This is a genomic window from Streptomyces sp. NPDC054961 (assembly GCF_053609145.1).
This window is the reverse complement of record NZ_JBSGWY010000042.1, coordinates 1-26,300: the sequence shown is the minus strand read 5'-3', so window position 1 is coordinate 26,300 and position 26,300 is coordinate 1. Positions and strand designations below refer to the sequence as shown.

At 71.7% G+C, this 26,300-nt stretch carries 31 protein-coding genes; 23 read left to right on the top strand and 8 right to left on the bottom strand.

Going from position 1 to position 26,300, the window contains the following annotated elements:
* Positions 1-12: 12 nt before the first annotated feature.
* From ACWF9Z_RS29495 to ACWF9Z_RS29480, 4 genes are all read right to left on the bottom strand, one after another.
* Positions 13-1,248 carry an acyltransferase domain-containing protein gene (locus ACWF9Z_RS29495; RefSeq protein ID WP_453606952.1) on the bottom strand — a complete coding sequence of 412 codons (1,236 nt, stop codon included), beginning with the start codon at positions 1,246-1,248 and terminating at the stop codon, positions 13-15.
* A gap of 39 nt (positions 1,249-1,287) precedes the next feature.
* Positions 1,288-3,027: a fatty acyl-AMP ligase gene (locus ACWF9Z_RS29490; protein ID WP_453606949.1), complete on the bottom strand. Its 1,740-nt coding sequence runs from the start codon at positions 3,025-3,027 to the stop codon at positions 1,288-1,290.
* A gap of 181 nt (positions 3,028-3,208) precedes the next feature.
* Positions 3,209-3,421: an acyl-CoA carboxylase subunit epsilon gene (locus ACWF9Z_RS29485; RefSeq protein WP_453606946.1), complete on the bottom strand. Its 213-nt coding sequence runs from the start codon at positions 3,419-3,421 to the stop codon at positions 3,209-3,211.
* 195 nt (positions 3,422-3,616) lie between these two features.
* Positions 3,617-4,237: a hypothetical protein gene (locus tag ACWF9Z_RS29480; RefSeq protein WP_453606943.1), complete on the bottom strand. Its 621-nt coding sequence runs from the start codon at positions 4,235-4,237 to the stop codon at positions 3,617-3,619.
* Positions 4,238-4,397: 160 nt separating this feature from the next.
* Here ACWF9Z_RS29480 and ACWF9Z_RS29475 point away from each other — a divergent pair, with 160 nt between their 5' ends.
* The 10 genes from ACWF9Z_RS29475 (at position 4,398) to ACWF9Z_RS29430 (ending at position 11,191) form a co-directional block, all read left to right on the top strand.
* The gene (locus ACWF9Z_RS29475; protein WP_453606941.1) at positions 4,398-4,631 is read left to right on the top strand and encodes a hypothetical protein; all 234 of its coding nucleotides are present in this window, start codon (positions 4,398-4,400) and stop codon (positions 4,629-4,631) included.
* A gap of 54 nt (positions 4,632-4,685) precedes the next feature.
* Positions 4,686-6,428 (top strand): acyl-CoA dehydrogenase family protein, encoded by a 1,743-nt coding sequence (locus ACWF9Z_RS29470; RefSeq protein ID WP_453606938.1) that lies wholly within the window; start codon positions 4,686-4,688, stop codon positions 6,426-6,428.
* A 33-nt stretch (positions 6,429-6,461) separates the two neighbouring features.
* Positions 6,462-6,731 (top strand): acyl carrier protein, encoded by a 270-nt coding sequence (locus ACWF9Z_RS29465; RefSeq protein ID WP_453606935.1) that lies wholly within the window; start codon positions 6,462-6,464, stop codon positions 6,729-6,731.
* On the top strand, positions 6,731-7,546 hold the full coding sequence (locus ACWF9Z_RS29460; RefSeq protein ID WP_453606932.1) for a 4'-phosphopantetheinyl transferase family protein: 816 nt from the start codon (positions 6,731-6,733) through the stop codon (positions 7,544-7,546). The genes ACWF9Z_RS29465 and ACWF9Z_RS29460 overlap by 1 nt, the downstream gene beginning before the upstream one ends.
* 82 nt (positions 7,547-7,628) lie before the next feature.
* Positions 7,629-8,423, top strand: a complete 795-nt coding sequence (locus ACWF9Z_RS29455; RefSeq protein ID WP_453606930.1) for a thioesterase II family protein — start codon at positions 7,629-7,631, stop codon at positions 8,421-8,423.
* 51 nt (positions 8,424-8,474) lie between these two features.
* Positions 8,475-9,323 (top strand): AfsR/SARP family transcriptional regulator, encoded by an 849-nt coding sequence (locus tag ACWF9Z_RS29450; protein WP_356650243.1) that lies wholly within the window; start codon positions 8,475-8,477, stop codon positions 9,321-9,323.
* 20 nt (positions 9,324-9,343) lie between these two features.
* Positions 9,344-9,613, top strand: coding sequence for an acyl carrier protein (locus ACWF9Z_RS29445; protein ID WP_356650242.1), 270 nt, complete (start codon positions 9,344-9,346; stop codon positions 9,611-9,613).
* On the top strand, positions 9,610-10,353 hold the full coding sequence (locus ACWF9Z_RS29440) for an SDR family NAD(P)-dependent oxidoreductase (protein ID WP_453606926.1): 744 nt from the start codon (positions 9,610-9,612) through the stop codon (positions 10,351-10,353). Before ACWF9Z_RS29445 ends, ACWF9Z_RS29440 begins: the two co-directional genes overlap by 4 nt.
* Positions 10,353-10,742, top strand: coding sequence for a SchA/CurD-like domain-containing protein (locus tag ACWF9Z_RS29435; RefSeq protein ID WP_453606923.1), 390 nt, complete (start codon positions 10,353-10,355; stop codon positions 10,740-10,742). The genes ACWF9Z_RS29440 and ACWF9Z_RS29435 overlap by 1 nt, the downstream gene beginning before the upstream one ends.
* Complete coding sequence (locus ACWF9Z_RS29430; RefSeq protein WP_356650240.1) at positions 10,739-11,191, top strand: anthrone oxygenase family protein; 453 nt, start codon at positions 10,739-10,741, stop codon at positions 11,189-11,191. The genes ACWF9Z_RS29435 and ACWF9Z_RS29430 overlap by 4 nt, the downstream gene beginning before the upstream one ends.
* 122 nt (positions 11,192-11,313) lie before the next feature.
* Here ACWF9Z_RS29430 and ACWF9Z_RS29425 read toward each other — a convergent pair whose 3' ends face one another.
* On the bottom strand, positions 11,314-11,694 hold the full coding sequence (locus ACWF9Z_RS29425; RefSeq protein WP_356650239.1) for a SchA/CurD-like domain-containing protein: 381 nt from the start codon (positions 11,692-11,694) through the stop codon (positions 11,314-11,316).
* 179 nt (positions 11,695-11,873) lie between these two features.
* On the opposite strand from ACWF9Z_RS29425, the gene ACWF9Z_RS29420 reads away from it, so the two are divergent.
* The 13 genes from ACWF9Z_RS29420 to ACWF9Z_RS29360 all read left to right on the top strand — a co-directional run bounded on the left by ACWF9Z_RS29420 (position 11,874) and on the right by ACWF9Z_RS29360 (position 22,288).
* Positions 11,874-12,209, top strand: a complete 336-nt coding sequence (locus ACWF9Z_RS29420) for a TcmI family type II polyketide cyclase (protein WP_215030575.1) — start codon at positions 11,874-11,876, stop codon at positions 12,207-12,209.
* Positions 12,206-12,640, top strand: a complete 435-nt coding sequence (locus ACWF9Z_RS29415; protein ID WP_356650238.1) for a cupin domain-containing protein — start codon at positions 12,206-12,208, stop codon at positions 12,638-12,640. The genes ACWF9Z_RS29420 and ACWF9Z_RS29415 overlap by 4 nt, the downstream gene beginning before the upstream one ends.
* On the top strand, positions 12,637-13,920 hold the full coding sequence (locus ACWF9Z_RS29410) for a beta-ketoacyl-[acyl-carrier-protein] synthase family protein (RefSeq protein WP_356650237.1): 1,284 nt from the start codon (positions 12,637-12,639) through the stop codon (positions 13,918-13,920). The genes ACWF9Z_RS29415 and ACWF9Z_RS29410 overlap by 4 nt, the downstream gene beginning before the upstream one ends.
* A 2-nt stretch (positions 13,921-13,922) precedes the next feature.
* Positions 13,923-15,152, top strand: coding sequence for a ketosynthase chain-length factor (locus ACWF9Z_RS29405; RefSeq protein WP_453607034.1), 1,230 nt, complete (start codon positions 13,923-13,925; stop codon positions 15,150-15,152).
* 77 nt (positions 15,153-15,229) lie between these two features.
* Positions 15,230-15,694: an SRPBCC family protein gene (locus tag ACWF9Z_RS29400; RefSeq protein WP_453606917.1), complete on the top strand. Its 465-nt coding sequence runs from the start codon at positions 15,230-15,232 to the stop codon at positions 15,692-15,694.
* Between the two features lie 10 nt (positions 15,695-15,704).
* On the top strand, positions 15,705-16,166 hold the full coding sequence (locus ACWF9Z_RS29395; RefSeq protein ID WP_453606914.1) for an anthrone oxygenase family protein: 462 nt from the start codon (positions 15,705-15,707) through the stop codon (positions 16,164-16,166).
* Positions 16,167-16,213: 47 nt separating this feature from the next.
* Positions 16,214-16,969 carry an SDR family NAD(P)-dependent oxidoreductase gene (locus tag ACWF9Z_RS29390; protein ID WP_356650233.1) on the top strand — a complete coding sequence of 252 codons (756 nt, stop codon included), beginning with the start codon at positions 16,214-16,216 and terminating at the stop codon, positions 16,967-16,969.
* Positions 16,969-17,301 (top strand): antibiotic biosynthesis monooxygenase family protein, encoded by a 333-nt coding sequence (locus tag ACWF9Z_RS29385; protein ID WP_356650232.1) that lies wholly within the window; start codon positions 16,969-16,971, stop codon positions 17,299-17,301. The genes ACWF9Z_RS29390 and ACWF9Z_RS29385 overlap by 1 nt, the downstream gene beginning before the upstream one ends.
* Positions 17,291-17,602: an antibiotic biosynthesis monooxygenase family protein gene (locus ACWF9Z_RS29380; RefSeq protein ID WP_453606911.1), complete on the top strand. Its 312-nt coding sequence runs from the start codon at positions 17,291-17,293 to the stop codon at positions 17,600-17,602. The genes ACWF9Z_RS29385 and ACWF9Z_RS29380 overlap by 11 nt, the downstream gene beginning before the upstream one ends.
* Before the next feature lie 94 nt (positions 17,603-17,696).
* The gene (locus ACWF9Z_RS29375) at positions 17,697-18,560 is read left to right on the top strand and encodes an NAD(P)-dependent oxidoreductase (RefSeq protein ID WP_453606908.1); all 864 of its coding nucleotides are present in this window, start codon (positions 17,697-17,699) and stop codon (positions 18,558-18,560) included.
* Between the two features lie 68 nt (positions 18,561-18,628).
* Positions 18,629-20,254, top strand: coding sequence for an FAD-dependent monooxygenase (locus tag ACWF9Z_RS29370; protein ID WP_453606905.1), 1,626 nt, complete (start codon positions 18,629-18,631; stop codon positions 20,252-20,254).
* Positions 20,251-20,616 (top strand): antibiotic biosynthesis monooxygenase family protein, encoded by a 366-nt coding sequence (locus ACWF9Z_RS29365; RefSeq protein WP_453606902.1) that lies wholly within the window; start codon positions 20,251-20,253, stop codon positions 20,614-20,616. Before ACWF9Z_RS29370 ends, ACWF9Z_RS29365 begins: the two co-directional genes overlap by 4 nt.
* Before the next feature lie 115 nt (positions 20,617-20,731).
* Positions 20,732-22,288, top strand: coding sequence for a multicopper oxidase family protein (locus ACWF9Z_RS29360; protein WP_453606900.1), 1,557 nt, complete (start codon positions 20,732-20,734; stop codon positions 22,286-22,288).
* A 159-nt stretch (positions 22,289-22,447) separates the two neighbouring features.
* Here ACWF9Z_RS29360 and asnB read toward each other — a convergent pair whose 3' ends face one another.
* The 3 genes from asnB to ACWF9Z_RS29345 form a co-directional block, all read right to left on the bottom strand.
* Complete coding sequence (gene asnB / locus ACWF9Z_RS29355) at positions 22,448-24,301, bottom strand: asparagine synthase (glutamine-hydrolyzing) (RefSeq protein ID WP_453606897.1); 1,854 nt, start codon at positions 24,299-24,301, stop codon at positions 22,448-22,450.
* Positions 24,302-24,368: 67 nt separating this feature from the next.
* Positions 24,369-25,997: an FAD-dependent monooxygenase gene (locus ACWF9Z_RS29350; RefSeq protein ID WP_453606894.1), complete on the bottom strand. Its 1,629-nt coding sequence runs from the start codon at positions 25,995-25,997 to the stop codon at positions 24,369-24,371.
* A 117-nt stretch (positions 25,998-26,114) separates the two neighbouring features.
* The coding region (locus ACWF9Z_RS29345) for an adenosylhomocysteinase (RefSeq protein WP_453606891.1) at positions 26,115-26,300 on the bottom strand (186 nt) is incomplete at its 5' end.

Genomic DNA, 26,300 nt, shown 5'->3' with positions numbered 1-26,300 from the left:
TGCCCCGGGTGCTCATCCCAGCGCCAGCGGGCCCGCGTTGAGGGCGGAGAGGACCCCGGCCATGTCCACGGCGTTGGTCTGGGGACCGCGGCACACGGCCAGACAGGTGGGTCCGCGCGAGCCGGCCATCCGCCGGAGGAAGGGCATCAGCACCGCCTTCGGGCCGATCTCCACCACATGGCTGGGGGTCTGCTCCGCGAGCATCTGCCGGGCCGCGTCGGCGAACCGCACCGGAGAGGTGATCTGGGCCGTCCAGTACGCGGCGTCCAGTGGCTCCTCGATCCGCCGCCCGTACACCGTCGAGTAGTACGGCAGCCCGGGCTTCGACCCCGACAGGTGGCGGGCCGCCTCCTCGAAGCGCGGCGTGACCGGTTCCATCAGGGGGGAGTGGAAGGCGTGCGTCACCTGGAGGAAGGCGCTCGAGATGCCGATCGCCGCCAGCCGCTCCCGGACCCGCTCCAGCCCCTCGAGCTCACCCGAGAGGACCGTGGCGCGGGCCGCGTTGAACGCCCCGATCGTCACGCCCGGCTCGCTCGCCGTGGCCTCCGCCGCCTCGAAGGGATCCGCGCAGGTCGCCATCATCCCGCCGCCCGTGGGCAGGTACTGCATGTACATGCCCCTGAAGCAGACCAGCCGCGCCGCGTCGTCGAGGGGCAGCGCCCCGCCCACGACGGCCGCCGCGATCTCCCCGATGCCGTGCCCGAGCACGGCGACCGGACGCACCTGCTGCTCCTCCATCAGGGTCATGGCCAGCGCGTACTCGACGGCGAACAGGGCCGGCTGGGTCAGCGCCGTCTGGTGCACCCGCGGATCCCCGGCGAGGACCAGCTCGGTCACGGAGATCCCGAGGTACGGGCGGATCGCGGCGTCGGCGGCCCTGAGGTGGTGGCGGTAGCCCGAGAGCTCGTCGTACAGCGTGGCGGTCATCCGGGGATGCTGGGAGCCCTGCCCGGTGAAGACGAACGCGGCGCGCACCTGCCCGGCGCGCCGGCCCATGCCCTCCCGCATGGCCAGGAAGCGCGCCAGGTCGCGGATCGTGGGGTACGCCCAGATGTCGGCCGGGTCCAGCAGCGGTCCGAACCGCTCCTCGATGTCCCCGTAGAGGCCGAGCAGCCCGATCGAGTCGAGACCCCAATCGGTCAGCGGTTCGTCCTGGGGCACCTCCCGACGTACGTATCCGCCGATCGTTTCGGCGAGCCAGGCTGCGAAAACCCGCTCGTCGGGACCGCCCGGTGCATCCGCGTTCACGTCAAGCTCCCTCTCGGCTCGGTGTCCCTGCTGACCAGCTCAACGCGAAGGCCCGGCCGGTACTTTCAGTTCGTCGTCCAGGTGCTGGTACAGCGGCCGGATCCCGCCGCTGAGGAACAGCCGGCGCATCGCGGTCCGCTCCACCTTTCCGCTGGTGGTGCGCCGGACCGTGCCGGGACGTACCAGCAGCACCCCGCCCACCGCGATGTCGTACTCCTCGGCGAGGCAGCGCCGCACGCCCTCGGCGATCGCTTCGAGGTCGAGCGCGTACCGCTTGTGCGTGCGCAGCTCCTGTACCAGGACGACGCGTTCGCGTTCGCGCTCGCCGGGTACGGAGAAGGCCGTTCCCGTGCCGAACAGGGCGCTGATCCGCTGCACGGTGTGTTCGAGGTCCTGGGGGTACAGGTTGCGGCCGGCGACCACGATCATGTCCTTCAGCCTGCCGGTCACGTACAGGTCGCCCTCGTGCAGGACGCCGAGGTCCCCCGTCCGCAGCTGACCGCCCATGCCGTCCACGGCGACGCCGAAGCGCTCCGTGGTCGCCGTGCGGTCGCGCCAGTAGCCCTGCCCGACGGCCGGTCCCGACACCCAGATCTCGCCGACCTTGCCGTCGGGGAGCACGTCGAGGGTGTCGGGGTCCACGATCAGCACGTCGGTCGAGCCGTCGGGCGTACCGCTGGACATCAGGGTGCGGACCGGCTTGCCGGGGCGCGGCGCCTTCATCCGGCGCTGCTCGAGCGCCTCGGCGTCGACCGTCATGGGCTCGCCGTCGGCGGGTCCGCCGGCCACCAGCAACGTCGCCTCGGCCAGTCCGTACGCGGATCTCATGGCGTCGGGGCGCAGGCCCGCGGCGGCGAACCGGTCGGTGAACTCCCGACGGGTCTGCGCGGACACCGGCTCCCCGCCCGAGACGGCGATCCGCCAGCCGGACAGGTCGATGCCCTCGAGCTGCTCGTCGGTGACCCGCCGCACGCACAGCCCGTACGCGAAGTCCGGTGCGCCGCTGACCTCGATGCCGTACCGGCTGATGGCCTCCAGCCAGCGCACGGGGCGCTTCACGAAGGCCTCGGGAGTGATCATCACCGAGGTGCCGCCCAGCCACAGGGGGTGCAGCAGCTGGCCGACCAGGCCCATGTCGTGGTGGAGCGGCAGCCAGCCGCCGATTCTGGCACCGGGCCCGGCGCCGAGCATCCGGCCCAGGGCCTCCTGGTTGGCGAGCAGGTTGCCGTGCGTGACGACGACCCCGCGCGGGCTGCCGGTGGAACCGGAGGTGTACTGGAGGTAGGCGACGCTGTCCCGGTCGAGCTCGGGGAGGCGCCACTCGGCGTGCTGCGGCACGGCGTCGGCGGCCAGGCAGGGTATCTGGCCGTGCCCCCGGCCGGCCAGTATCCGGGAGATCGCGGGGGCGAGCGCGGCGTCGGTCAGGACGGCGCAGGGCCCCGACTCCTTCAGGATCCCGGCGACCCGCTCCTCGTGGTGGCTGCGGCCGCCGGACGGCGGGACCGGCACGGCGATCGCGCCCGCGTACAGGCAGGCCAGGAAGGACACGGCGAACTGGTGGCGGGAGTCGTGCAGCAGCATCACCCGCTCGCCGGCGCTGCCCCGGGCCTGGAGCCAGCCGGCGAGCTCGCGCGCGGAAGCGTCGAGCGCACGGTAGGACACCGAGGCGGGGCGGCCGGACTCGTCGCTGTCCGGCAGGAGCAGGAGCGCCTCTCGATCGGGTGTCAGCCGGGCTCTATCGATCATCAGTTCGGTAAAACTGCTGTAGTCGCTGGTCACTTCCGGGTCCCCCTGGCAATGTCTTGTGGGCGCAGCGGGCACGCTTTGCCGTGGGTGCCTCGCTCCCGCCCGGAGCAGGAACGTAGGTGCGCCCTCTCGAAGGACACTCGACCCTCGCTGAGGACGCTCGACCGTCGCTGGGACCCGCTGGCCGGTGATCCGGTCGCCCGTGGGCCCGAGGTCAGGTGTGACTGGTCCAGCCGACCCGGGGACGCGGACGGCGCCGGCCCCCCCAGGGCGCGGACGCAGCCGAGGCCCCGTACTCCTCGGCTTCGTCCGCGGCCGGTGCCGCGAGGCAGGCGCACAGGACGGCCGTCAGCGCCGCGAGTTCCTCGGCATCGGGCTGCCCGCGCAGCACGGTGAAACGGACCTGCGGATCGGTCGACTCATCCATGTTCCGATGCTGCGCTGCCGTGCTCGCAGCGGGCTCGTACGGCAGCGGGTGCCCGGCAGGAGGGCCGCAGGAGCGCGGGGAGAGCGCGGCAAGAGCGCGGCCGGAGTACCGCAAGAGCCCCGGAGGAGCGGAGGGAGGGGAGAGCGCCGGGACGAGGCGCGGTCCGGGCCCGGGGTGTGCCCGGGGCGGGTCCGCTCAGCCCTCTCGCAGGGGCCGGGCCGCCTCTTCGCGCACCTGCGCCGAGGCGGACAGTTTCGCCAGCCGGTCCGGATAGCCGACGCCGCCGCGCACGCGCGCACAGGCATCGGCGTCCAGCCACCACAGCAGGCCCGTGTACAGGCGGGGGTCGGCGGCCGAGCGGAGCAGATCGCTCCCGCCGAAACCGGCGTCCGGCACGCACTGCCCCACCAGGGAGCCGAAGTCGAGCTCGAACCGCTCGGGCTCGCCGTCGAGGACGGCGTGGATGAGGACGACGTGCGCGGCGTCCGCGAACTTGCCCCGTACGGTCATCCGCCCGACGGTGACCATCAGCTCCGAGGAAGTGGCCGTCTCGGGGCCGAGGCCGCGTAAGAACGCCATCGAGGCGCCGGCCTCGTGCCCGGACTGCAGGAGGCGGTCCAGCGAGCTCCACCGGTCGAGGTGCACGTAGCTGCCGGGCCGGTCGGCGCAGGCGGCCGTCACCAGGGCCTCCAGGCCCTTGGCGGACTCCCGGCGGCGGGCGTAGGCGACCAGCTCGCGCTCGAACGAGGCGGGATCGAGGCTCGTGGTCAGCCGTTCGACCACGGTCACCTGTCGGCCGTGCTCCCGCTCTGGCATCGGCCGGTCCCCTCCTGGTCCTGTGCGCGGAACCTCAGTGCATGTCAGCACAGGCCGCTTGAGTGACGCTCGAGCGCGGGCGCACACGAGAAATGTTTGAGGCCCTGCCGAGCCGCGCGGACCACCGTGGTGCTTCCGCTCGCAAAGGAAGGGCACGACGATGTCCGCTTCGAGAACCCCCGCTCACACCTTCGCCCACATCGTGGTCAGGCGGCTCCTGCTGCCCGTGTGGAACAGCTTGGTGGCCTACGGGTCCCTCTGGCTTCCGGCCGATCAGTACCGCCTTCCGTACCTCCACGGCAGGACGGCGGTGCCGAGCCCACTGACCGAGCCGGCGCCGACCGGTGCGGGCAACGACTTCCAGCCTGACCGGGAGACCTTGAGGGTGTCTTGAGCCGTGCCGGTTAAGCAGAGTCCCATGGGCCGCACTTGAGGACGGAGAGAAGCCATGACGACGGTGGCGAACAGGGCGTACTCCTCGGAGGCCGCCGTTCAGGAACGCATCGCGCAACTCGAGCACGCATTTGGGGACCTTGAGGATCCGGGCAATCCCCTGGGAGCGGAGCAGTTCCTCGCCGCCGACGACCGCGCCCGGCTGCTGCCGGCCGCGGAACGGCTCCTCGACCGGTTCGGGCTCAACGCGGAGTTCGTGCCGCAGGAGCTCGGCGGCCGGCTCGACCGGCTCGACGTCCTGTCCCGGGTGCTGCGCGCGGTCTTCCGCCGCGACGCGGCCCTGGGCCTGGGCTACGGGCTGACGTCCTACATGGCCTCGGTGGTCGTCTGGGCCGACGGCACGCAGGAACAGCGGAGGGACACCGCCGATCTGCTGCTGGCCGGCGGCCGGATGGCCTGCGCCTACCCCGAGCCGCCCCAGGGCAACGACTTCCTGGCCAACCGGCTCACCGCCCGGCCGGACCGCGGGGGATACCTGCTGTCCGGCCGCAAGGAGGCCCTCAACAGCGCGGCGTCGGCGCAGTCGCTCGTGCTGTTCGCCCACACCCTCGGTGCGGCCCAGGGAGAACTGAGCGCCTTCCTCCTGCCGGGCCCCGACAGCCCCGACGGCGCGAACCTGGCGCTGCTGCCCCGCCGCAGGACCGTCGGCATCCGCGGCTGCGTGGTCCAGGGCCTCGAGTTCGACGGGCACCGCCTGGACCCGGGCCGGCTGATCGGCACGCCGGGCTCCGGGGCGCAGCTCGCCGAGCGGGCCTTCCCCCTGACCCGCAGCACCGGCCTGTCCATGTCCCTGGGCTGCGCGGACACCGCGCTGCGCACGACGACCGCCTTCGCGCGCTCGCACCGCTCCCGCAGCCGCGCCTCCCTGCACACCGCCCGGACGCGCACCGCCCTGGTGGACGCCTTCACCGACCTGCTGATCAGCGACTGCGTCTCGCTCGTCACCACCCGGTCCGTGCACCTGCTGCCGGCCGAGTGCCGGCTGCTGGGCGCCGTCGCCAAGTACCTGCTGCCGACCGTGCTCAACGAGGCCGTCTACGACCTCTCCATCGTCCTGGGCGCCGAGTCCTACGCCCGGAGCGGCAGCTACGGCACCTTCCAGAAGACGGCCCGCGACCTGCCGATGATCGGCCTCGGCAGCGCGGGCACCGCCTCCAGCCGGGCGGTCATCGTCGCGCACCTGCTGCGGCTCGCGGAGTTCGATCCGTCCGCGGGCGAGGAGGCGCCCGCCGCGCTGTTCCGGCCGTTCGACGCCGACCTGCCCGGATACGGGCAGGAGGGCCCCGTACCCGCCGCCGGGGGCGACGCCCTGCTCGCCTCGCTCGCCCGCTCCGCACGGTACGCGGCCTCGGTGGACGGAGAGCTCGGCGAGGCCCTCGCGGCGGCCACCGCCGTGCTCACCGAGCAGCTCCGCACGCTCCTGGCGGCCTGCGCGGAGCTGGCCGCCCATCCCCGGGGCCGCCCGGTGAGCCCCCGGGCGTACGCCATGGCCGACCGGTACGCGCTGATCGTCGCGGGCGCCGCCTGCCTCGGAGTGTGGCGCCACCACCGGGACAGCTCCGGCTTCCTCGCCGACCCCGCCTGGGCGGCGATGGCGCTGACCCGGATCGCGGGCCGGCTGGACAAGGCCGCGGCCAGGATCCTCCCGCTCGGCGAGGAGCGGATGCTCGCCGAGGTGCTGCACCGCTTCGACGACGCCCGCAGCTACGACCTCTACTCGACCGCCATCGGCGGCTGAACGGACCCGCTCCCTACCTTCCGGAGAGACGACATGAGCAATCCAGCAGTGGGGCAAGCGGTGTGGGAAGAGATCGAACGGGTGCTGGGACGGCCGCCGTCCACGCGACCGGCCGTCCTCGACCTGCACCTCTCGGACGACCTGGGCCTGGACTCGGTGATGGTGATCGAGCTCAAATGCCGGCTGGAGCTGCGCTATCCCGCCCTGCGGGACCTGCCCCTGTCCGACGTGCTGTCCGGCGCCACGACCGTAGTCCAGCTCGCCGGACGCGTGGAGCGCCTCGTCGGTCTCGCGGTGACGTGATGGGAGGCGTGGTGAACACGGTCATGCGCCCGCTGCGGCACGGGGGACCGGCGGCTTCCTGGCAGCCCGTGCGCCGGGAGATGGCCGAACGCGGCACCTGCGTGGTGTACGCCGCCGTCGACGACTGGCTGCCGCCGGACCTCGACTCGCCGGCCCTGGCCGCCGACCTCGGCCCCGACCACCGGCGGATGCGCCAGATGACCCACGCGCAGAACCGCTCCCGGTTCGTGGCGTCACGGCTGCTGCTCAAGTCCGCGGCGAGCGCGGTCCTGGGCACGAAGCCGAGCGAACTCGAACTCGCCTACAAGATCGGCGGCCGTCCGCACCTGCGCGGCATCGACCAGCTGGACATCAGCCTGAGCCACACCGAGGGGCTGCTGGTGGTGGGCCTGAGCAGGTTCGGCCGGATCGGCGTGGACACCGAGTCCGAGGACCGCCGGATGCTCGGCCTCGGCACCGAACGCCAGGTGTGCACCCCGTACGAACTGGAGGCACTGGAACAGGTACCGGAAGACCAGCGCAACCGTGAGCTGGTGCGCCTGTGGACGCTGAAGGAGGCCTACAGCAAGGCCATCGGCCAGGGGCTGCGCTTCCGGTTCACCGAGTTCGGCTTCGGACCCCGCGACCAGCGCGTCCAGATGCTCCGGCCCGACGGCACGCCGGGCACCGGATGGGAGTGGTCCTTCCACAGCTGGCAGAAGGTGGACTCCTACACCGTCAGCGCCGCGCTGTACGACCCGGGGTTCGACGCCCGGAGCGGATCCAGCGGCGTGCTACCCCTGCTGCCGGTTCTCGCCGACCCGCGCTCCAGCTGAAGTTGAGCCCCGGGCGAGGTGGGGCGGTGACTCTCTGATCCCGCACCTGACCACGGGGGTCATCTACGGAAGGGGAGTCCGGGTGCATCGTTATCTCGCGGTACGACCGCCGGCCGGCCCGGCCGGAATCCGGCTGTTCTGCTTCCACCACGCGGGCGCGGGTGCCATGAGCTTCGCCGGATGGCGGCGCTCCATCGGACCCGGCGTGACCGTACTGCCCGTACGGCTGCCCGGCCGGGAAGCCCGGCTGCGCGAAGCCCGGATCACCGACGGGGACCAGCTGGTCCGGGAACTGACCGACGACCTCGGGGAACTCCTCGACGGGCCCGAGCCGTACGCCTTCTACGGGCACAGCCTCGGCGCGATGGTCGCCTACCGGTTCGCGGAGCACCTGGTGCGCACCGGCCGGCGGCCGCCCCTGATGGTGATGGCGGGCGCGAGCCCCGCGCCCCAGCTCCCCTCCGCCGTCCTCGACGGTCCCGGCGCCCTGCTCCCGGACGCCCCGGACGAGGACCTCGTCAAGGGCCTCGGGGACGAGGACAGCCTGCCTCCGCAACTGCTCGAGCGGCCCGGATGGCTCGCCATGACCCTGGACACACTGCGGGCCGACCTGCGGCTGGCCCGCAGTCTGCGGTCCGCACCGATGGTTGCGCTGCCCTGCCCCGTGGCGGCCTTCGCCGGAGCCGACGACCAGCTGGTCTCCCCGGCCGAGGTCGCCGCCTGGGAGCACTGCACGACGGCGGGGTTCCGGCTGTGGACCCTGCCCGGGGCCCACTTCTTCGTACGCGGAGCGGAACTGCCCCGGCGCGTCGGGGAGGCGCTGAACGTCGAATCGGTGTTTGCCGGAGCTCCGCAGCTACCGCCAGTGGCGGGCTGAGCCGTGCCCACGGCGAGCCGGACACCCCAACCACAAGGAGTTGTTCAAGGCATGGACATCAGCGTGCTCGGGCCGTTCCGAGCCATCCAGTCCGGTGTTCCCCTCCACCTCACGGCCGTGAAGCCGCGCAAGGTGTTCGCGCTGCTCGCGCTCCAGGCCGACCAGGTCGTCTCGGTGGCCTCACTGGTCGAGGAAGTGTGGGGGGAGAGTCCGCCGCGCAGCGTGCAGACCACCCTGCAGACGTACATCCTGCAGATCCGCCACCTCATCGGCGCGGCGCTGGCCGAGGAGCCGGCCGGCGCCGGACTGCCCCGCGGCGCCAAGAGCGTCCTGGTCACCGAACCGGGCGGCTACCGCCTGGACACCCAGGGCGGACTCATCGACGCCCAGGAGTTCGACGCCCTGTCCTCGGCCGGCCACCGCGCCCTGGACCAGGGCGACTGGGTCGGCTCCTCCGCGTACTTCGGCCGGGCGCTGTCCCTGTGGCACGGCCGGGCGCTGGCCGACGTCCAGTGCGGCGTGCTCCTCGAAGTGGAGGCCACCCGGCTCGACGAGTCGCGCATGAGCGTGCTTCACCGTCGAATCGAGGCAGACCTGAGGCTCGGCCGCCACCATGAACTCATCGGCGAACTGTCCGGGCTCGCGGCCCGGCACCCCATGCACGAGGCCCTGCACGAGCAGCTGATGCTCGCGCTGTACCGGGCCGGGCGGCGCAGTGACGCCCTGGTGGTCTACCGGCAGCTGCGCGCCTCCCTCAACCAGACTCTGGGGCTCGACCCCTCACCCAGCATCGAGTTCCTGCACCGCGCGGTTCTCGACTCCTCGCCACAGCTCGACCTGGAGGGAACCCCGGCACTGTTCGGTGTCGCGGGAATCCCGCTGCTGGCTAGGGCCAACTGATTCTCCTGAGAGGAAGCATCGTGAGCGACATAACCCTTTCCGAGCTCGGTGAGCTGCTGCTCGAGTGCGTCGGAGCGCCGGAGGAGGGCATGGCCTTCGAGGGCGACGAAGCCCTGGACACGCCGTTCCTCGAGTTCGGCTACGACTCCCTCGCCCTGCTCCAGGTCACCAGCGTGATCAACCGTACCTACGGGATCGTGCTGAACGACGACGCGGTGGCGGAGGCGGAGACCCCGCGCCTGCTGCTCGCCCTGATCAGTACGGCCCCCCGCGCCGGAGCCGTTCGGTGACGGAGCCCGATACGTCCGCGGGCCGCCGGGTCGTCATCACCGGCGGCACCCGCGGCATCGGCCGGGCGACGGCGCTCGCCTTCGCCCGGACCGGTGCCCGGATCGTCGTCAGCTACCGCAGCGACGCCGAACAGGCCAAGTCGCTCGGCGCCGAAGTGGAAGCGGCCGGCGGCGAGGCGGAGCTCGTCCAGGCCGACCTCACCACCCGTGAGGGCGCGCAGCTGCTGGCCACCACGGCCGGCGAGTGGCTCGGCGGCATCGACGTCCTGGTCAACAACCTCGGCGTCGACGGGCACGTGCCCTTCGGCAAGCTCTCCGAGGAGGAGTGGCACCGGGTCCTGGACCACAACGCCACCTCGGCCTACCTGGTCACCCAGTCCGTGCTCGACGCCCTGGCGCCGGGCGCCTCGGTGGTCAACATCGGGGCCTCGGTGGCCCTGCGCGGCCGCCCGATGGGAGTGCACTACAGCACCTCCAAGGCCGCGCTGGTCGGCTTCACGCGCGCGCTCGCCAAGGAGCTCGGCCCGCGCGGGATCAGGGTCAACCTGGTCGCGCCCGGGGTCACCGAGACCGAACCGGGCGCGGGCCTGCCGCCCCAGCTGGCGGCCAAGCTGACGGCGCTGACGGCCCTGGGCCGCCTCGGCACACCCGAGGACGTCGCCGGGGCGGTGCTCTACCTCGCCGGAGAGAGCGCCTCGTACGTCACCGGCACCACGATCGAAGTCGACGGAGGAATCTGATGCCCTACGCAGCCATCACGTACAAGGTCAAGCCCGGCTTCGAGGACGAGATCGCCGAGATCTTCGCCGCCTTCGAGCGGGTCAACACCCCGGAGTTCGCCGGCGACGGCGGCGACCCGGCCGGCCGGCTGCTCGGCACCGGCGTCTTCGTCAAGGACGACAACATCGTGCGCGTCATCCACTACGAGGGAGACTTCGCGGCGGTCGGCAAGCACATGGCCGCCCAGAAGGGCGTGCACATCCTCGAGGACAAGCTGGCCCCGTACCTCGCGGAGCAGCGGGACACCACCACGCCGGAGGGGTTCGCGGAGTACTTCCGCAACGCCATCATGCGCAGCGTCCAGCAGCTCACCGTGGAAACCCACCCCGTGGGGGCCCCGTCGTCATGAACGAGGTCCTGGGTGTCGTGGCCCTGCTCGGCAGCGGCGTCACCGCGGGAGTCCTGTTCGCCGTCGCGCTGAGCGTCCTCCCGGCGCTCTTCGCGATGGAGACGGGCACCTACGTCTACGCGCACAAACTGCTGGGCCGGAACTGGGACCCCACGATGCCGGTCATCGTGCTGAGCAGCACTCTGGTCAACGGAGTGCTCGCGGTGACCGTCAGCGGTACCGGGCGGCCGCTCTTCGCGGCTTCGGCGGTGCTGCTGCTGGGCGTCTCCGGGGTGTCCCACCTGTGCAACGTGCCGATCAACCGCCGGGTGAAGGCGATCACCGATCCCGCGGTCATACCCGCCGACTGGGAAGATCCCCGCCCGCTCTGGCGCAAGTTCCACTACCTGCGCACCGTCCTGTCGGTGGTGGCGCTGGTGTTCACCGCGGCGGGAGTCGCGGCGATCTGAGAACGCCGGCGGTCCGAGAACCGGCGGCGATCCGAGAACGGCTACGGCGCGGCGGCCTCGTACTGGATTCCAGTACGGCCGTCGCGCCGTCGGCATGCGCCCGGGCGGATGCGCGCCCCGGATCAGACGGAGGCGGGCAGGTCCCGGCTGGAGAACTGCACGACCGTGGTCAGCAGGCTGCGCTTGAAGGTCGCCACGAAGCCCTCGGGGGTGTCGGTCTCGCGCGGCTTGCTGAGGTACGGCTTGATCGACTCCTCGAAGTCGACCACACCCGGCTGCACCGCCATGTGACGGGCCACGGCGTCCAGGTCGCCCGTGTACTCGATGACCCGCACCAGGGTGTCGTCGCGCAGGAACACGGCGGTGGCGAGCAGCGTGCCGGCCTCCGCGCCGGACTCGTCCTTGACGCGGTTCCCCTTGACCCGCTTGAAGCTGCCGAAGATCTCGGTGAGCTCCGCCTCGTAGCCCGGCTTGACGTCGTACGTGATCGCTGCGAACGGCATGCGAGTTCCTCCGCTGTGGTGGTCGGTCCGCATGCAGCTGACCCGGAGGCGCTCGCGGCCCGCTCGCGGCCCGCTCGCCGTGCGGCGCTGCAGCGGCGCTGGAGGCGGTATCAAGCCTTCCTCCAGATCGCGGTGAGACCTTCCGTCCCGCAGACACCGACTCCTCGGGAGGGACCACCGTGCATCGCACTCTGATCGTCGCCAAGCTGCGGCCGGACAAGACCGAAGACATCGCGAAGATCTTCGGCGAGTCGGACGACTCCGAACTGCCGCACCTGATCGGTGTCAGCCGTCGCACGCTCTTCAAGTTCCACGGCCTGTACTTCCACCTGGTGGAGGCAGACGAGGACATCAACGCGAACCTCTACCGCGCTCGGAGCCACCCGCTCTACGACGACATCAACACCAAGCTCGCCCAGTGTGTCGAACCTTACGACCCGGACTGGAAAGAGCCCAAGGACGCGATGGCCGAGCCCTTCTACATCTGGACCAAGGACGGAGGGCGGATCAAGTGACCACCGCCATTTCTCGCACTGTGAAGGTGACCTCGGACGAGGTCGAGGCCAACACCAAGCGCGGTGGTGACATCCGTGTCACCCTCAGCCCCAAGACGGTCGGCTGCACCTCCGGCTTCGGCGGGGTCATGACCCTCGACCCGGCCGACTGGATCACCGAGCACTACCACCCGTACTCCGAGGAGTTCCTGCACGTCATCGACGGCACCCTCGAGATGACGCTGGACGGCCAGAAGGTCGTCCTCGGAGCCGGCGACTCGCTGCTGGTCCCCATCGGCGTCCGCCACCGCCTCGTCAACGTGGGCGACGCCACCGCGCGCTGCGCCTTCCACCTCTCGCCGCTCGCGCCGAGCCCCGAGTACGGCCACGTCGACACCGAGGTCGCCCAGCGCCCCGAGCAGGCCAACCCCGATGTCGGCGGTGCCAAGTGACCCGACGGGCCGTCATCACCGGCATCGGCACGGTCGTGCCGGGCGGGGTGGGCCGTGAGGCGTTCTGGGGGACGCTGTCCGAAGGGCGTACCGCGACGCGGCGGATCTCCCTGTTCGACGCGGGCGCGTTCCGCTCGCAGGTCGCGGCCGAGGTCGACTTCGACCCGGCCCTCGCGGGACTGACCCCGCGCCAGATCCGCCGGATGGACCGGGCCGCGCAGTTCGCCGTGGTCTCCGCCCGGGAGGCGGTGGCGGACAGCGGGATCGAGCTCTCCGCGCTGGCCCCCGAGCGGCTGACCGTCTCCATCGGCTCGGCCGTCGGCTGCACGATGGGCCTGGAGGAGGAGTACGTCACCCTCTCCGACAGCGGCCGCAAGTGGCTCGTCGACCACGAGTACGGCGTCCCGCACCTGTACGGCTACATGATCCCCTCCACCCTGGCGGCCGAGGTCGCCTGGGAGGTCGGGGCCGAAGGCCCCGTCGCGCTGGTCTCCACCGGCTGCACCTCGGGCCTGGACTCCATCGGCCACGCCGTCCAGCTCATCGAGGAGGGCTCGGCCGACGTCGCCATCGCCGGCGCCACCGACGCACCGATCTCGCCGATCACCTCGGCCTGTTTCGACGCGATCAAGGCGACCACGGCGAACAACGACGACCCGGCGCACGCCTCGAGGCCCTTCGACGGGACCCGCGACGGCTTCGTGCTCGCCGAGGGCTCCGCGGTCATGGTCATCGAGGAGCGCGAGGCGGCCATCGCCCGCGGCGCCCGCATCTACGCCGAGATCGTCGGCTTCGCCGGACGCAGCAACGCGTACCACATGACCGGTCTCAAGCCCGACGGGCGCGAGATGGCCGAGGCCATCGGCGTCGCCCTGAACCAGGCCAAGATCGACCCCACCGCCGTGGGCTACATCAACGCCCACGGCTCCGGGACCCTGCAGAACGACCGGCACGAGACCGCCGCGTTCAAGCGGAGCCTGGGCAACCACGCCTACGACATCCCGGTCAGCTCCATCAAGTCCATGGTCGGCCACTCCCTCGGGGCCATCGGCTCCATCGAGGTGGCCGCCAGCGCGCTGGCGCTCGACCGGCAGGTCGTCCCGCCCACCGCCAACCTGACGACCAAGGACCCGCTCTGCGATCTGGACTACGTCCCGATCACGGCCCGCGACCACTCCATGGACGTCGTCCTCAGCGTCGGCAGCGGCTTCGGCGGCTTCCAGACGGCCATGCTGCTCGCGCGCCCCGGCTCCGCCGCGGCCGCGGCCGGAAGGAGCTGATGATGGCCCCCTCCTCCGACCACCGCCCCCCGGTGATCACCGGCCTCGGGATCTTCGCTCCCACCGGTGTCGGCGTCGAGGCCCACTGGACCTCGGTCCTCGCCGGCAAGTCGGGGATCGACCGCATCGGCCGGTTCGACCCGTCGAGCTACCCGGTGCGCCACGCCGGACAGGTACCGGGCTTCAGCGCCCAGGAATCGGTCAAGCCGAACCGGCTCATCTCGCAGACCGACCACTGGACCCATCTCGCCCTGGCCGCCAGCGAGGCGGCGCTCCAGGACTCGGGCGCCGACCTGAGCGCCATCCCCGAGTACGAGATGGCCGTCGTCACCTCCTCGTCCTCCGGCGGCACGGAGTTCGGCCAGAAGGAGATGACCGCGCTCTACCAGAACGACCCCACCTGGGTCGGCGCCTACCAGTCGATCGCCTGGTTCTACGCGGCGACCACCGGCCAGGTGTCCATCAAGCACAAGATGCGCGGCCCGTGCGGGGTGCTCGCGGGCGAGCAGGCCGGCGGCCTCGACGCCATCGGCCAGGCCCGGCGCCTGACCCGCAAGGGTTCGCGCCTCGTGGTCACCGGCGGCACGGACGCCTCGCTGTGCCCGTACGCCCTGACCGCGCAGCTCACCACCGGCAAGCTCTCCACGGTCACCGACCCGGACCGCGCCTACGTGCCGTTCGACGCGGAGGCCTCCGGCTACCTGCCCGGAGAGGGCGGCGCGATCCTCGTACTGGAAAGCGCCGAGGCCGCGGAAGAGCGCGGCGCGCAGAACTACGGACGCGTCCTCGGATACGCCTCGGGCTTCGACCCGGCGCCCGAGTCCGGCCGCCCGCGCGCGCTGCGCCGCACCGCCGAGGCCGCCATCGCCGACGCCGGCCTCACCCCGGCCGACATCGACGTCGTCTTCGCCGACGCCGCGGGCATCCCCGCGGACGACCGCGACGAGGCACAGACCCTCACCGAGATCTTCGGTCCCCGGGGCGTCCCGGTCACCGCGCCGAAGACGCTCACCGGCCGGCTCTACGGCGGAGGCGCGCCGCTCGACGTCGCCACCGCCCTGCTGTCCCTGCGCGAAGGCGTGATCCCCCACACCGCCCACGTCCGCGCGCTCGCACCCGGCTACGAGATCGACCTGGTCACCGGCGCTCCCCGGGAGCAGTCCCTGCGTCACGCGCTGGTCCTGGCCCGCGGCCACGGCGGTTTCACCTCCGCCCTGGTCCTCGGCCGCTGAGCGGGCCGCACCTCCCCCCACACGGCCGACACGGCTGAAGACACGATCCGAGCCGATCCATCGAGGAGCACCGAACCGTGGCTGGACACACCGACAACTTCATCGTCATCGACGCCCCCCTGGACGTCGTCTGGGACATCACCAACGACGTCCCGAACTGGCCGAACCTGTTCAGCGAGTACGCCACCGCGGAGGTGCTCGAACAGGAGGGTGACACGGTCGTCTTCCGCCTCACCATGCACCCCGATGAGGACGGCAACGTCTGGAGCTGGGTCTCCCGCCGCACCCGCGACACCGCCACCCGCACCGTCCGGGCCGAGCGCGTGGAGACCGGCCCGTTCGAGTTCATGAACATCCAGTGGGAGTACACGCAGGAGCCCGCGGGCGGTGTGCGGATGCGCTGGATCCAGGACTTCCACATGAAGCCCGAGGCCCCGGCCACGGACGACGCCATGACGGAGCACCTGAACCGCAACACCAAGATCCAGATGGAACTCATCAAGGAGCGGGTCGAAGCCCAGGCCCGCACCCTCGCCCACTGAGGAGCCCGTGGTGCTGACCTTCATCGCCCCGTTGCTCCTCCTGGTCAACGGGCTGGCCGCCGGAGTCCTCTTCGGCACCCAGCTCGGGGGCTTCCCCTACCTGGCCTCGCTGCCGGCCGACCGCTACGTCAACGCGCACGCGTTCTTCGGGACGCGCTACGACCCGGCGATGCCCATCTGCCTGCTGGGCACCATCGCCTGTGACGTGGTGCTCGCGTTCGGCGCTCCGGTGGCCGGGGCGCAGACCCTGTTCGCCGTGGCGGCCCTGCTCGCCGCGGTGACGGCCGTCATCTCCGTCACCAAGAACGTCCCGGTCAACCGGTGGATGCGCACCCTCGACCCGGACAACCTGCCGAGCGACTTCGCCGAACGCGACCCCCGGCAGGTCTGGGGCGCCTGGAACCGCCTGCGCAGCTGGCTCACCATCGCCGCGCTCGTCGTCAACTGCACGGCACTGGGCTTCCTGCTCTGAGTGCCGCCACGTCTTCCCTCAACACGCTACTTCACGGAGGAACACCCATGGACCTCGAACTCCGGGGTAAGAAGGCCCTGGTCACCGGCGGCACCCGCGGTGTCGGGCGGGGCGTCGTACTGGCGCTCGCCCAGGCCGGTGTCGACGTCATCACCTGCTACCAGCGCGAGAGTGATTTCGTCACCTCCCTGGAGAACGAGCTGAAGGAGATCGGCGGCAACCACCACGTGCTGCGCGCCGACCTCTCCCAGCCCGAGGAGATCGCGGGCCTGCTGCGGCAGGTCGGCGAGCTGACCGGCGGCCGCCTCGACCTGCTGGTCAACAACGCCGGCGCGATCAGCCACATCCCGTACAAGGACCTCCCGCTCGACGAGTGGAACCGGATCCTCGCCACCAACATCACCGGCGCCCACCTGGTCATCCAGAACGCGCTGCCGCTGCTCGGCGAGGGCTCCTCGGTCGTCTCGATCGGCTCCCGCGCCGTCGACGCCGGCATCCCGCTGCGCGCGCACTACACCACGACGAAGGCCGCGCTCGTGGGCCTGAACCGCTCGCTGGCCAAGGAGTTCGGCTCGCAGGGCATCCGCTTCAACGTGGTCGCGCTCGGCGTCATCGAGACCGAGAACTTCTTCGCGATGCCGCCCGAGCAGCAGAAGGTGATGTCGGAGCGGTACGGCGCGAAGACCGCCCTCGGCCGGCTCGGCACCCCCGACGAGGTGGCCGGCGCCATCCTGTGGCTCGCCAGCGACCTGTCCCGCTACGTCACCGGCAACACGATCGGTGTCGACGGAGGTATCTCCTAATGGCCTTCCGCGTCATGCTCCGCATGGAGATCGAGCCGGGCAAGGAAGCCGACTTCCAGAAGGCCTGGCTCGAGGGCACCGAGGCGGTCACCGGCCACCCGGCGAACCTCGGCCAGTCCCTGGCCCGCGAGGACGACCGCACCGCCGGCGGCAAGACCATCTTCGTGATCATCAGCGACTGGACGGACGAGCCGCGCTTCCGCGAGTTCGAGGAGAGCCCCGCGCACCTCGAACACCGCGCGACGCTGCACCCCTTCCGCAAGGGCGGCTCCTTCCACGTCATGGAGGTGCTCACCACCATCGAGGGCAAGGCGGCAGCCGATGCCCGGTGAGGTAAGGGTCCTGGTCTACCAGGCGGCCTACGACGAAGAGCAGCTGGCCGCCGTTCGGGACGCGTACCACCTGGTCAGCAAGCGGCTCGCGGCGGTCCCCGGCATGCTCGGCAACGAGCTGCTGCGGTCCCCCGCGGACCCGACCGCGCTCGTCGTGGTCAGCCGCTGGGAGTCCATGGCGGCCTTCCGGATCTGGGAGGACGGGGCGGAGCACCGCGAGGACACCGCCCCGCTGCGACCGTTCCGCGACACCCGTACGAGCGCGCCGTTCGCCCTCTACGAGGTCGACGCCGCGTACTGACGGCCCCCGGGTCCCGTCCCACGCAAGGAAGCCACGCAGCCTGTACCCCGGACTCCCGAACCGGCAGCCGGACCGGAAGGAAAGAGAACTCCCCATGACCAACCGACAGTTGGCTTTCATCGGCCTCGGCAACATGGGCGGCGGCATGGCCGGCCGCCTGGTGGAGTCCGGGTACGCCCTGACCGTCTACAACCGGACCGCCAGCAAGGCGGCCGCGCTCGTCGCGGCGGGCGCCAAGCTGGCCGACGCCCCCGAGCGCGCCGCCGCCGGCCACGGCATCGTCATGCTGAGCCTCAGCGACGAGAAGGCGGTCGAGGAGATCCTCTTCGGCCGGGTGGTGCCCGTACTGGCTCCCGGCACCGTCATCGTCGACACCTCGACCGTCTCGCCGGCCTATGCCCGCGAGGCCGCGACCCGCCTGGCGGACAAGGGCCTGCGCCGCGTCGAGGCCTGTGTCGTCGGCAACCCGCTCCAGGCCCGCAAGGGCGAACTGCGGGTGTACGTCTCCGGCGACCCGGCGGACCTCTACGAGGTGCGCCCGGTCCTGGAGGAGATCGGCAGCGAGGTCACCCACGTCGGTGCCCCCGGCAACGCCGCCGCCATGAAACTGATCCTCAACCTGCTGCTCGGCGCCCAGGTCGCCTCCCTCGCCGAGGCCGTCGCGTACGGCACCGCCGCCGGACTCGACCGCGACCAGCTCATCGGAGTCGTCTCGCAGAGCGGGTTCAGCTCCATGGTCATGCGGTTCCGCGCGCACCTGATGCTCAAGCGCAGCTACGAGCCGGCCTTCTTCCGGTCGGAGCTGATGGAGAAGGACATCCGGATCGCCATCGAGGCGGCCGCCGAATACGGCACCCGGATGCCCGTACTGGACCTCGTGCGCGAGCAGTTCGCGTCGGTCGTCGCGGAAGGCGACGGCAACAAGGACGCCGCCGTGCTGGTGGAGCACCGCTCCTAGCAGATGGAAGGGATGTGAGGACAGTGCGCGGTACAGGCCGCAGTGCGCTCCGTAACACGGATGTCCTGGTGGCCGGCGGAGGGCTGGCCGGGTTGGCGACGGCCCTGTTCCTCGCCGAGCAAGGAGTGGACTGCCTGCTGCTGGAAGGGGTGCGGGAGCGCCTCCGGCCGCCGCGCATCCTCGGTGTCCACCCCCGGGCCATGGAGCTCCTGCGCTCCCTGGGCCTGGAGGAGAAGATCCGGCGGCTGCCCTCCGCGAAGGCGCTCGAGGAGAACAACGGGATCGCCCTCGCGGACACCCTCAGCGGGTGGGACCTCAGCACGATCGACGAGAAGTACCTCCTGGACGTGCAGGCCGAACCGGGCACGCTGTCGCCGACCAGCTGGTGCCTGGCCGAGGAACGGGAGCTCGAGGCCGTGCTGCGCGACCGCGCGGAACACCTCGGCCTCCTCGTCGAGATCCACAACGAGCTGGTCTCCTTCGACCAGGGCGGCCCCGGCGTCGACGAGGTCACCGCACTCGTACGGGACCCCGAGACGGGCGAGCAGCGGCAGATCAAGGCCTGCTACCTGGTCGACGCCGGCGGCACCGACGGCCAGGTGCGCAGCCGGCTCGGCATCCCCTTCGAGGGCCACACGCTGGGCCACTTCGTCACGGTCCGCTTCATCGCCAACCTCCAGAACGAGACCCGCGGCCGCAAGTTCATCATGTGCTACACGGTGAACCCGCTCCTGCACGGCTCCCTCATGCCGCTCGACAACTCCGAGGACTGGCTGCTGCACGTCAAGCACGACCCGGAGCGGGAGCCGCTGGAGTCCTTCACCCCCGAGCGCTGCGCGGAGCTGATCCGTGCCGCGACCGGGGTCAGGAACCTCGACCCGGACATCCTCCAGGTCAACGCCTGGGCGGGCGAGGCCAAGACCGCGGGCCGGTTCTCCGACGGCCGGGTCTTCCTCGTGGGCGACGCGGCGCACGTGATGCCGCCCAGCGGCGGGTTCGACGCAGGCACCGGCGTCCTGGACGGGCACAACCTGGCCTGGAAGATCTCGGCCGTCCTCAACGGCTGGGCCGATCCCGACCTGCTGGAGACGTACGACGAGGAGCGGCGTCCGGTCTGTGCGGCCACGGTCGAGCAGGCCGTACTGCGCTCCCAGGACCGCCGCCGCCTCATCAAGCAGTCCCCCGAACCGGCCTCGCCCGAGATCGCGGAGGACCCGCTGGTCTGGCGCGCCGCCCGCTACCGCTCCGCCGCCGTGATGCCCTGGGACGAGGGCACCCTGCCGGGATTCGGAGTGTGGGCGGCGGAGAACGACGGCCGCCCCGGCTGCCGCGCCCCCCACCTGCGGCTGCGCTACGGCGGCTCGGAGATCTCCGTACTGGACCTCTTCGGCCGGTCGATGGTGCTGCTCACCGGGCCGGACAACCGGCCCTGGCTGGAGGCCGGCCGGTCCGTCGCGGCCGAGCTCGGAACACCGCTCTCGCTGTACGGCATGGGCGTCGACCTCGACGACCTCGACGACCGCTGGCCCGAGCTGTACGGGGTCACCGCCCAGGGCGCCGTACTGGTGCGCCCCGACGGCGTCGTCGCCTGGCGCTGCGCCGAAGCGCCGATCTTCACCCGGAACGTGCTGCGCAGCATGATCAAGCGGGTTCTGAGGCTGGACCAGCCGCCCGCGGACAAGGGGAACTCATGACCGCCACCGCCACCGAGACCACGGCCGCCGACGGCTCCGCCCCGGCGCAGTCCGCCCCGATCCGGGTGATCCTCCGCATGGAGATCTTCCCGGAGATGGCGGCCGACTTCGAGAAGGTCTGGCTGACCATCGGCGAAGCCATCGCCACCGAGCCCGCCAACCTCGGCCAGACCCTGGTGAAGTCGAACGAGGCGGTCGGCCTCTACTTCGTCTTCACCGAGTGGACGACCGAGAAGGAGTTCCGCGACTTCGAGGTCAGCGCGCGCCACACCCTGCACCGCCAGAAGCTCAAGCCCTACCGGCGGGCCGGAGTGATGGACGTGACCGAGGTGGTGTTCCGCCTGGAGCCCGCCGGCCAGTGACCGCCCTGCCCGGTCCCGTACCGGGGTTCCGCCCCGCTCCAGCGGCTCACGAGCCGCACTCGAGGAGCGGGGCGGAACCATGGGAAGACCGAGTGGCAACTTGCGAGGATGCACCATGAAGCCTTCCCATCGACCCGTCCGCCGCCGGCTCTTCCTCACTCTGGGAGGCGCGGCCCTGGTCGCGGGGGCCGGCTACGGCGGCAACTTCCTGTGGGTCTACCAGGACTACCGGCGCAGCAACGTCGGAAACCTCGACTTCGCGAACCCGCTCCGCATCCCCGAACTGCTCCACCCCGAGCCGTCCGGCGGCCGTCGCACCTACCGGCTCGACCTCGCCCCGGGCACCAGCGAGCTGCTCCCCGGCAAGAAGACCGCCACCTGGGGCGCGAACGGCGCCTACCTCGCCCCCACGCTGCGGGCACGCCGCGGCGACCTCGTGGCGATGGACGTGCGCAACGGGCTGCCCGAGGCGACCACCCTGCACTGGCACGGCATGCACCTGCCCGCCTCCATGGACGGCGGACCGCACCAGATGATCCCCGCGGGCGGGAACTGGCGCCCCGAGTGGACCGTGCACCAGCCCGCCTCGACCCTCTGGTACCACCCGCACCCGCACGGTTCCACGGGCAGCCACGTGTACCGGGGCGTGGCCGGGATGATCATCCTCGACGACGACGCGTCGGACCGGGCGGGCCTGCCCTCCACGTACGGCGTCGACGACATACCCCTGGTGATCCAGGACAAGAACTTCCACGACGACGGGTCCCTCGACTTCACCGAGACCCACCTGCAGGCCTCGATCGCCGGCGTCGACAACATCGGCCTGCTCGGCGACACCATCCTGGTCAACGGCACCTACAACCCGCACTTCGACGTCACCACCCAGCGCGTGCGCCTACGGCTGCTCAACGGCTCGAACGCCCGCGTCTACCGGATCGGCTTCCCCGACGACCGCAGCTTCCACCTGGTGGCCGTCGACAACGGGCTGCTCAAGCGCCCCCAGGACATGACCCGGCTGCGCCTCGGTCCGGGCGAGCGGGCCGAGATCGTCGTGGCCTTCAAGCCCGGGGAGAAGGCGGTGCTGCGCAGCTTCCCGCCCGAGCTGGGCTTCGGCTTCCCCACCGACCGCTACATGGGCAGCGACGACTCCTTCGACCTCCTCGAACTGCGGGCCGCCCAGAAGCTCACCGGTTCCCCGGAGCTGCCCACCCGCGTCGACGGGGCCCCGGAGCCCGTCACGGCGGCCGCCGGCGCGAAGGTGCGGAAGTTCGACTTCGTCGGCTTCCAGATCAACGGCAAGACCATGGACATGACCCGCGTCGACGAGGTCGTGCCGGCCGGCGCGACCGAGATCTGGGAGATCGACCGCGGCGACACCTGGATCCACGCCTTCCACCTGCACGGCGCGACCTTCAGCGTCATCGACGTGAACGGCCACGAGCCCCCCGCCTACGTCCAGGGCCCCAAGGACACCGTCTACCTGCCGGAGTTCGGCACCATCCGGCTCGCCGTGCGCTTCGACACCCTCACCGATCCGCACAAGCCGTACATGTACCACTGCCACGTGCTGTTCCACGAGGACCAGGGAATGATGGGCCAGTTCACCGTCGTGGAACCCGGCACGGAGGGCAAGGCCCCCCGCACCGTCGCGGCGGACCACGCCGGCCACTGACCGCGAACGCCGACGGGGCGGCGCGCACCGATGCGACGTCGGGCCGCGCCGCCCCGCTCCGCGCGGGCATCCGCCGCACCGCGCCGGGCAGCCGGCACAAGCCGGATGGCGGCCGCCCCCTCGGGGGGCGGCCGCCATCGGCGTACGGGGCGGGTGCGGTCAGAGCACGAGCCGGATGCCGTACTTGCGCAGCCAGGTGTTCAGCTGGATCGGCAGCTCGACGTTCGCCCGCTTGGCCCAGCGGCTCAGGCCGTCCGGGTCGTCCAGGGTGGCCTGCACCGCGGCCCGGTCGAGCAGCGGCTGGACCGGGGCGTCGGTGTCGGCGAGCAGCTCGCGCATCTCCGTGCGCAGCGCCTTCTCGTAGCCCGGGTCGAGGGTCACCGGGTACGGCGTCTTGCGCCGGTCGATGACGCTCTGCGGCAGGACGTGCTGGACCGCGGCGCGCAGCAGGCTCTTCTCGCGGCCGTCGAAGTTCTGCATGTCCCAGGGCAGGTTGTACGCGTACTGCACGAGCCGGTGGTCGCAGTACGGCATCCGCACCTCGAGGCCCACGGCCTTGAACAGCCGCTCGGTGTGCCCGTTCTGGTTCTCCATGAAGTTGGTCAGGTGCACCCAGCACAGCTCGCGCATGTGCTTCTCCTGGTCCGACATCCCCGGCAGGTGGGGGGCCTCGGAGACGGACTCCCGGTAGCGCTGGGCCGCGTACTCCAGCGGCGCCAGGTCCTTGAGCAGCGAGTCCCCGAAGAGTCCGCAGCCCAGGCCCGCGGCGTCGTCGCGGACCACGCCGCGGGCGACCCAGGGGAAGGTGTCCATCGTGCTCTCGACCGGGTCGCGGTTCCAGGCCACCCCGTGGAAGAGCGAGTCGGCGGCCTCACCGGTGAGGACCACCTTCGTCTCGCGCTGCGCCACCGCCTGAGCCAGCAGGTACAGCGAGGTGTTCATGTCGCCGAGCGGAGTCGGGTAGTCCTTGGCCCGCAGCACCGACCAGCGCGCCACCGCGTCGCTCAGCTCCGAGGGGTCCAGCACCACGTCGGTGTGGTCCGTGCCGAGGTGGCGCACCACGTCGGCCGCGTACGGCGCGTCGGGCGACTGGCGGGTGTCGGTGGCCTGGAAGTTCTCCGCGTGCTGCGCGAAGTCCACGGTGAAGGTACGGATGCGCTTGCCGGACTTGCGCAGCTCGGCGTCGGCGAGGCCGACGACCCCGCTGGAGTCCAGGCCGCCGGAGAGCAGCGAGCCGACCGGGGCCTCGGTCCGCAGGTTGCGGGTGATGCTCTCCTCGAGGAGCCCGCGGATGGTGTCGACCGTGACGTCGAGGCTGTCGGTGTGCTCCGCCGCCGAGATCTCCCACCACTGGGTCTTCGTGATGCCCCCGCGCCGGACCACCAGGTGGTGGCCGGCCCGCAGCCGGTGCATGCCGCGGAAGGGGGAGACGTGCGGGGTGCCCGAGTACGTGAAGATCTCCCGCAGGCCGTCCGCGTCCACCTCCGGCTCCACCAGGGGATGGGCGAGGATCGCCTTCGCCTCGGAGCCGAACACGATGCCGGTGGCGGTCGGGTAGTAGAAGAGCGGCTCGACGCCGAGCCGGTCCCGGACCAGGTACAGCTCCTCGGACCTGGCGTCCCACACCACGCCCGCGAAGGTGCCCTCCAGACGCTCCGCGGCCGCCGGGCCCCACTCCAGGAAGGCGTGCAGCAGGGTCTCGGTGTCACCGCCCGCACGGAAGCGGTGCCCGCGCGAGGACAGTTCCGCGCGCAGCTCCTCGTGGTTGAGGATCGAGCCGCTGTGGGCGGCCACGGCGATCGTCCGGCCGTCGTGATCCACGGCGACCGGCTGCCGCCCGTCCTCGAGGTCGAAGACCGCGAGGCGGCGGTGTCCGATGCCCACCCGCGGCGCCACCCAGACGCCTTCGCCGTCCGGCCCGCGCAGGGCCATCGTCGAGGTCATGGCCAGGATGGTGCCGCGCTCCCGGGTGAGGTCCCGGGCGAAATCCACCCAGCCGGTAATTCCAGACATGCTCACTCCATCGCTTCGGTCGGGCTGTTGGGTGCTGGTGCCGTGGCCGGCGGTGTGGACCGGACGGCTAGCGGGCGAGCACGTGGGCCAGTACGCCGGCGAGTACCGCGTCCGCTTCGGTGTGCGGTCCCGTCGAACGCCAGGCCACCACCCCGTCGGGGCGGACCAGGACGGCGCCCTGCGGGCCGACTCCGTAGGCCGCGTTCCAGGACCCGCCGGGGTCGGCCAGGCCGTCCTCGCCGAGCCGGAGCACGTCGAGGGTGACGCCGAGCGCGCGGGCCGCCGACCGGCCGGCGTCCGCCCAGGCCCGCGCGTCCGCGCCGGCGAGGAGCACCAGGTTCTTGGTGAACAGGTCGATGGCCGAGACGGAACGGCCGGCCCGCTCGAGGGCCACGTGCGGGGCGCGCGTACCGGGCCGCCCGCCCGGCAGGGGGTTCCACACCCCTTCCGGGGCACTGTCCCCGTCGGACGGGACCACGGCGCCGGAGCGGTACTGTCCGCCGAACCAGACCTCGGTGTCGGCGTGGATCGCCGGATTGCTCGGCGCGGGCTCCTTGTCGGCGAGCCGCGGACGGTCCTTGGAGCGCAGCACGGCCTGCTCCACGGTGGCCGCGCCGACCGGCCGGCGCTCGGCGTCGTAGCTGTCCAGCAGTCCCGGTCCGGCCTGGCCGGAGAGGACCGCGGCCAGCTTCCACGCCAGGTTGTGCGCGTCCTGAACGCCCGTGTTGGAGCCGAAGGCCCCGCTGGGCGGCATGACGTGGGCCGCGTCGCCGATGACGAACACCCGGCCGGAGCCGAACGAGGCGGCCCAGCGGCCCGCGGCCTCCCACGGCATGGCGCCGATGACCTTGACGTCCAGGTCGGGCACGCCGGCGGCGGCCCGCACCAGGTCCCGGCAACGCTCCTCGGTGAAGGACTCCGGGTCCTCGGCCTGGGGGTCGAAGGTGACGTGGAGCAGCCAGCGCCGGGCGTTGTCCAGGGGCATCAGGGCGCCGCGGACGGCGTCGTTGAACGTGTAGCACATGATGAACCGGCGGTCGCCGAGCTGCTCGGCGAGGTCGGCCTCGAAGTGGATGTTGAGGAAGTGCCCGGTCGTGCCCGGCCCCTCCACCCCGATGCCCAGCTGCGTGCGGACCGGGCTGCCCGGACCGTCGGCCGCGACCAGGTAGTCGGCCGTGACCACGCTGGTCTCACCGGTGTCCCGGTCGCGCAGCTCGGCGGTGATGCCGTGCTCGCCCTCCTCCTGGCGGAAGGAGACCAGCTCGGTGCCGTAGCGGAACCGGGAGCCGAGCTCCTCGGCGCGGCGCCGGATCACCGGTTCGAACTCGTCCTGGTGGCACAGGCACCAGCCGGTCGGCGTCAGGCCGCTCAGGTCGGTCTTGACGTCCATGAAGTACTGCTCGTGGAGCGCACCGAGCTGGTGCCCCGCGAGCGACTGCGCGGCGTACACGCCGCTGTTGCCGGCCAGGGCCCGCGCCGACTCGGTGGCGCGGACCTCCTCCTCGAGGCCGACCGACCGCATCAGCTCCATGGCCCGGGGATTGATTCCCCGGGCCCGGGGATGCGGGGACATGCCCCGGTGGCGTTCCACCACGAGGGCGGGCACCTCGTGCCAGGCCAGGAACAGGGCCGTGGACAGCCCCGCCAGCCCGGCACCTACCACCAGTACGGGCGTGTGCTGCTGCTTACGGGACACACCGATCCCCCCTCTGCACAGACTTGCGGACCATGCGGTCAGGGTGCGGGCGGCAGGTCGCAGCCCGATCGAGGAAGAGTGGAAGGTCCCTCGGCGCCGGTGCCGCGACCGGCGCCGTCAGTAGCGGTAGTGGTCGGGCTTGTAGGGGCCGTCCACGTCCACGCCGATGTACGAGGCCTGCTCGGGACGCAGGGTCGTCAGCTTCACCCCGAGGGCGTCGAGGTGGAGGCGGGCCACCTTCTCGTCGAGGTGCTTGGGGAGCACGTAGACGTCGGTGGGGTACTCGGCCGGCTTGGTGAAGAG

Excerpts from the sequence above, each read along its gene's own strand:
- ACWF9Z_RS29485 (WP_453606946.1), bottom strand. The coding sequence starts at position 3,421 with ATGGATGAGTCGACCGATCCGCAGGTCCGTTTCACCGTGCTGCGCGGG.
- ACWF9Z_RS29480 (WP_453606943.1), bottom strand. The coding sequence starts at position 4,237 with ATGCCAGAGCGGGAGCACGGCCGACAGGTGACCGTGGTCGAACGGCTG.
- ACWF9Z_RS29475 (WP_453606941.1), top strand. The coding sequence starts at position 4,398 with ATGTCCGCTTCGAGAACCCCCGCTCACACCTTCGCCCACATCGTGGTC.
- ACWF9Z_RS29470 (WP_453606938.1), top strand. The coding sequence starts at position 4,686 with ATGACGACGGTGGCGAACAGGGCGTACTCCTCGGAGGCCGCCGTTCAG.
- ACWF9Z_RS29465 (WP_453606935.1), top strand. The coding sequence starts at position 6,462 with ATGAGCAATCCAGCAGTGGGGCAAGCGGTGTGGGAAGAGATCGAACGG.
- ACWF9Z_RS29460 (WP_453606932.1), top strand. The coding sequence starts at position 6,731 with ATGGGAGGCGTGGTGAACACGGTCATGCGCCCGCTGCGGCACGGGGGA.
- ACWF9Z_RS29450 (WP_356650243.1), top strand. The coding sequence starts at position 8,475 with ATGGACATCAGCGTGCTCGGGCCGTTCCGAGCCATCCAGTCCGGTGTT.
- ACWF9Z_RS29435 (WP_453606923.1), top strand. The coding sequence starts at position 10,353 with ATGCCCTACGCAGCCATCACGTACAAGGTCAAGCCCGGCTTCGAGGAC.
- ACWF9Z_RS29430 (WP_356650240.1), top strand. The coding sequence starts at position 10,739 with ATGAACGAGGTCCTGGGTGTCGTGGCCCTGCTCGGCAGCGGCGTCACC.
- ACWF9Z_RS29425 (WP_356650239.1), bottom strand. The coding sequence starts at position 11,694 with ATGCCGTTCGCAGCGATCACGTACGACGTCAAGCCGGGCTACGAGGCG.
- ACWF9Z_RS29405 (WP_453607034.1), top strand. The coding sequence starts at position 13,923 with ATGGCCCCCTCCTCCGACCACCGCCCCCCGGTGATCACCGGCCTCGGG.
- ACWF9Z_RS29390 (WP_356650233.1), top strand. The coding sequence starts at position 16,214 with ATGGACCTCGAACTCCGGGGTAAGAAGGCCCTGGTCACCGGCGGCACC.
- ACWF9Z_RS29385 (WP_356650232.1), top strand. The coding sequence starts at position 16,969 with ATGGCCTTCCGCGTCATGCTCCGCATGGAGATCGAGCCGGGCAAGGAA.
- ACWF9Z_RS29380 (WP_453606911.1), top strand. The coding sequence starts at position 17,291 with ATGCCCGGTGAGGTAAGGGTCCTGGTCTACCAGGCGGCCTACGACGAA.
- ACWF9Z_RS29375 (WP_453606908.1), top strand. The coding sequence starts at position 17,697 with ATGACCAACCGACAGTTGGCTTTCATCGGCCTCGGCAACATGGGCGGC.
- ACWF9Z_RS29365 (WP_453606902.1), top strand. The coding sequence starts at position 20,251 with ATGACCGCCACCGCCACCGAGACCACGGCCGCCGACGGCTCCGCCCCG.
- ACWF9Z_RS29360 (WP_453606900.1), top strand. The coding sequence starts at position 20,732 with ATGAAGCCTTCCCATCGACCCGTCCGCCGCCGGCTCTTCCTCACTCTG.
- asnB (WP_453606897.1), bottom strand. The coding sequence starts at position 24,301 with ATGTCTGGAATTACCGGCTGGGTGGATTTCGCCCGGGACCTCACCCGG.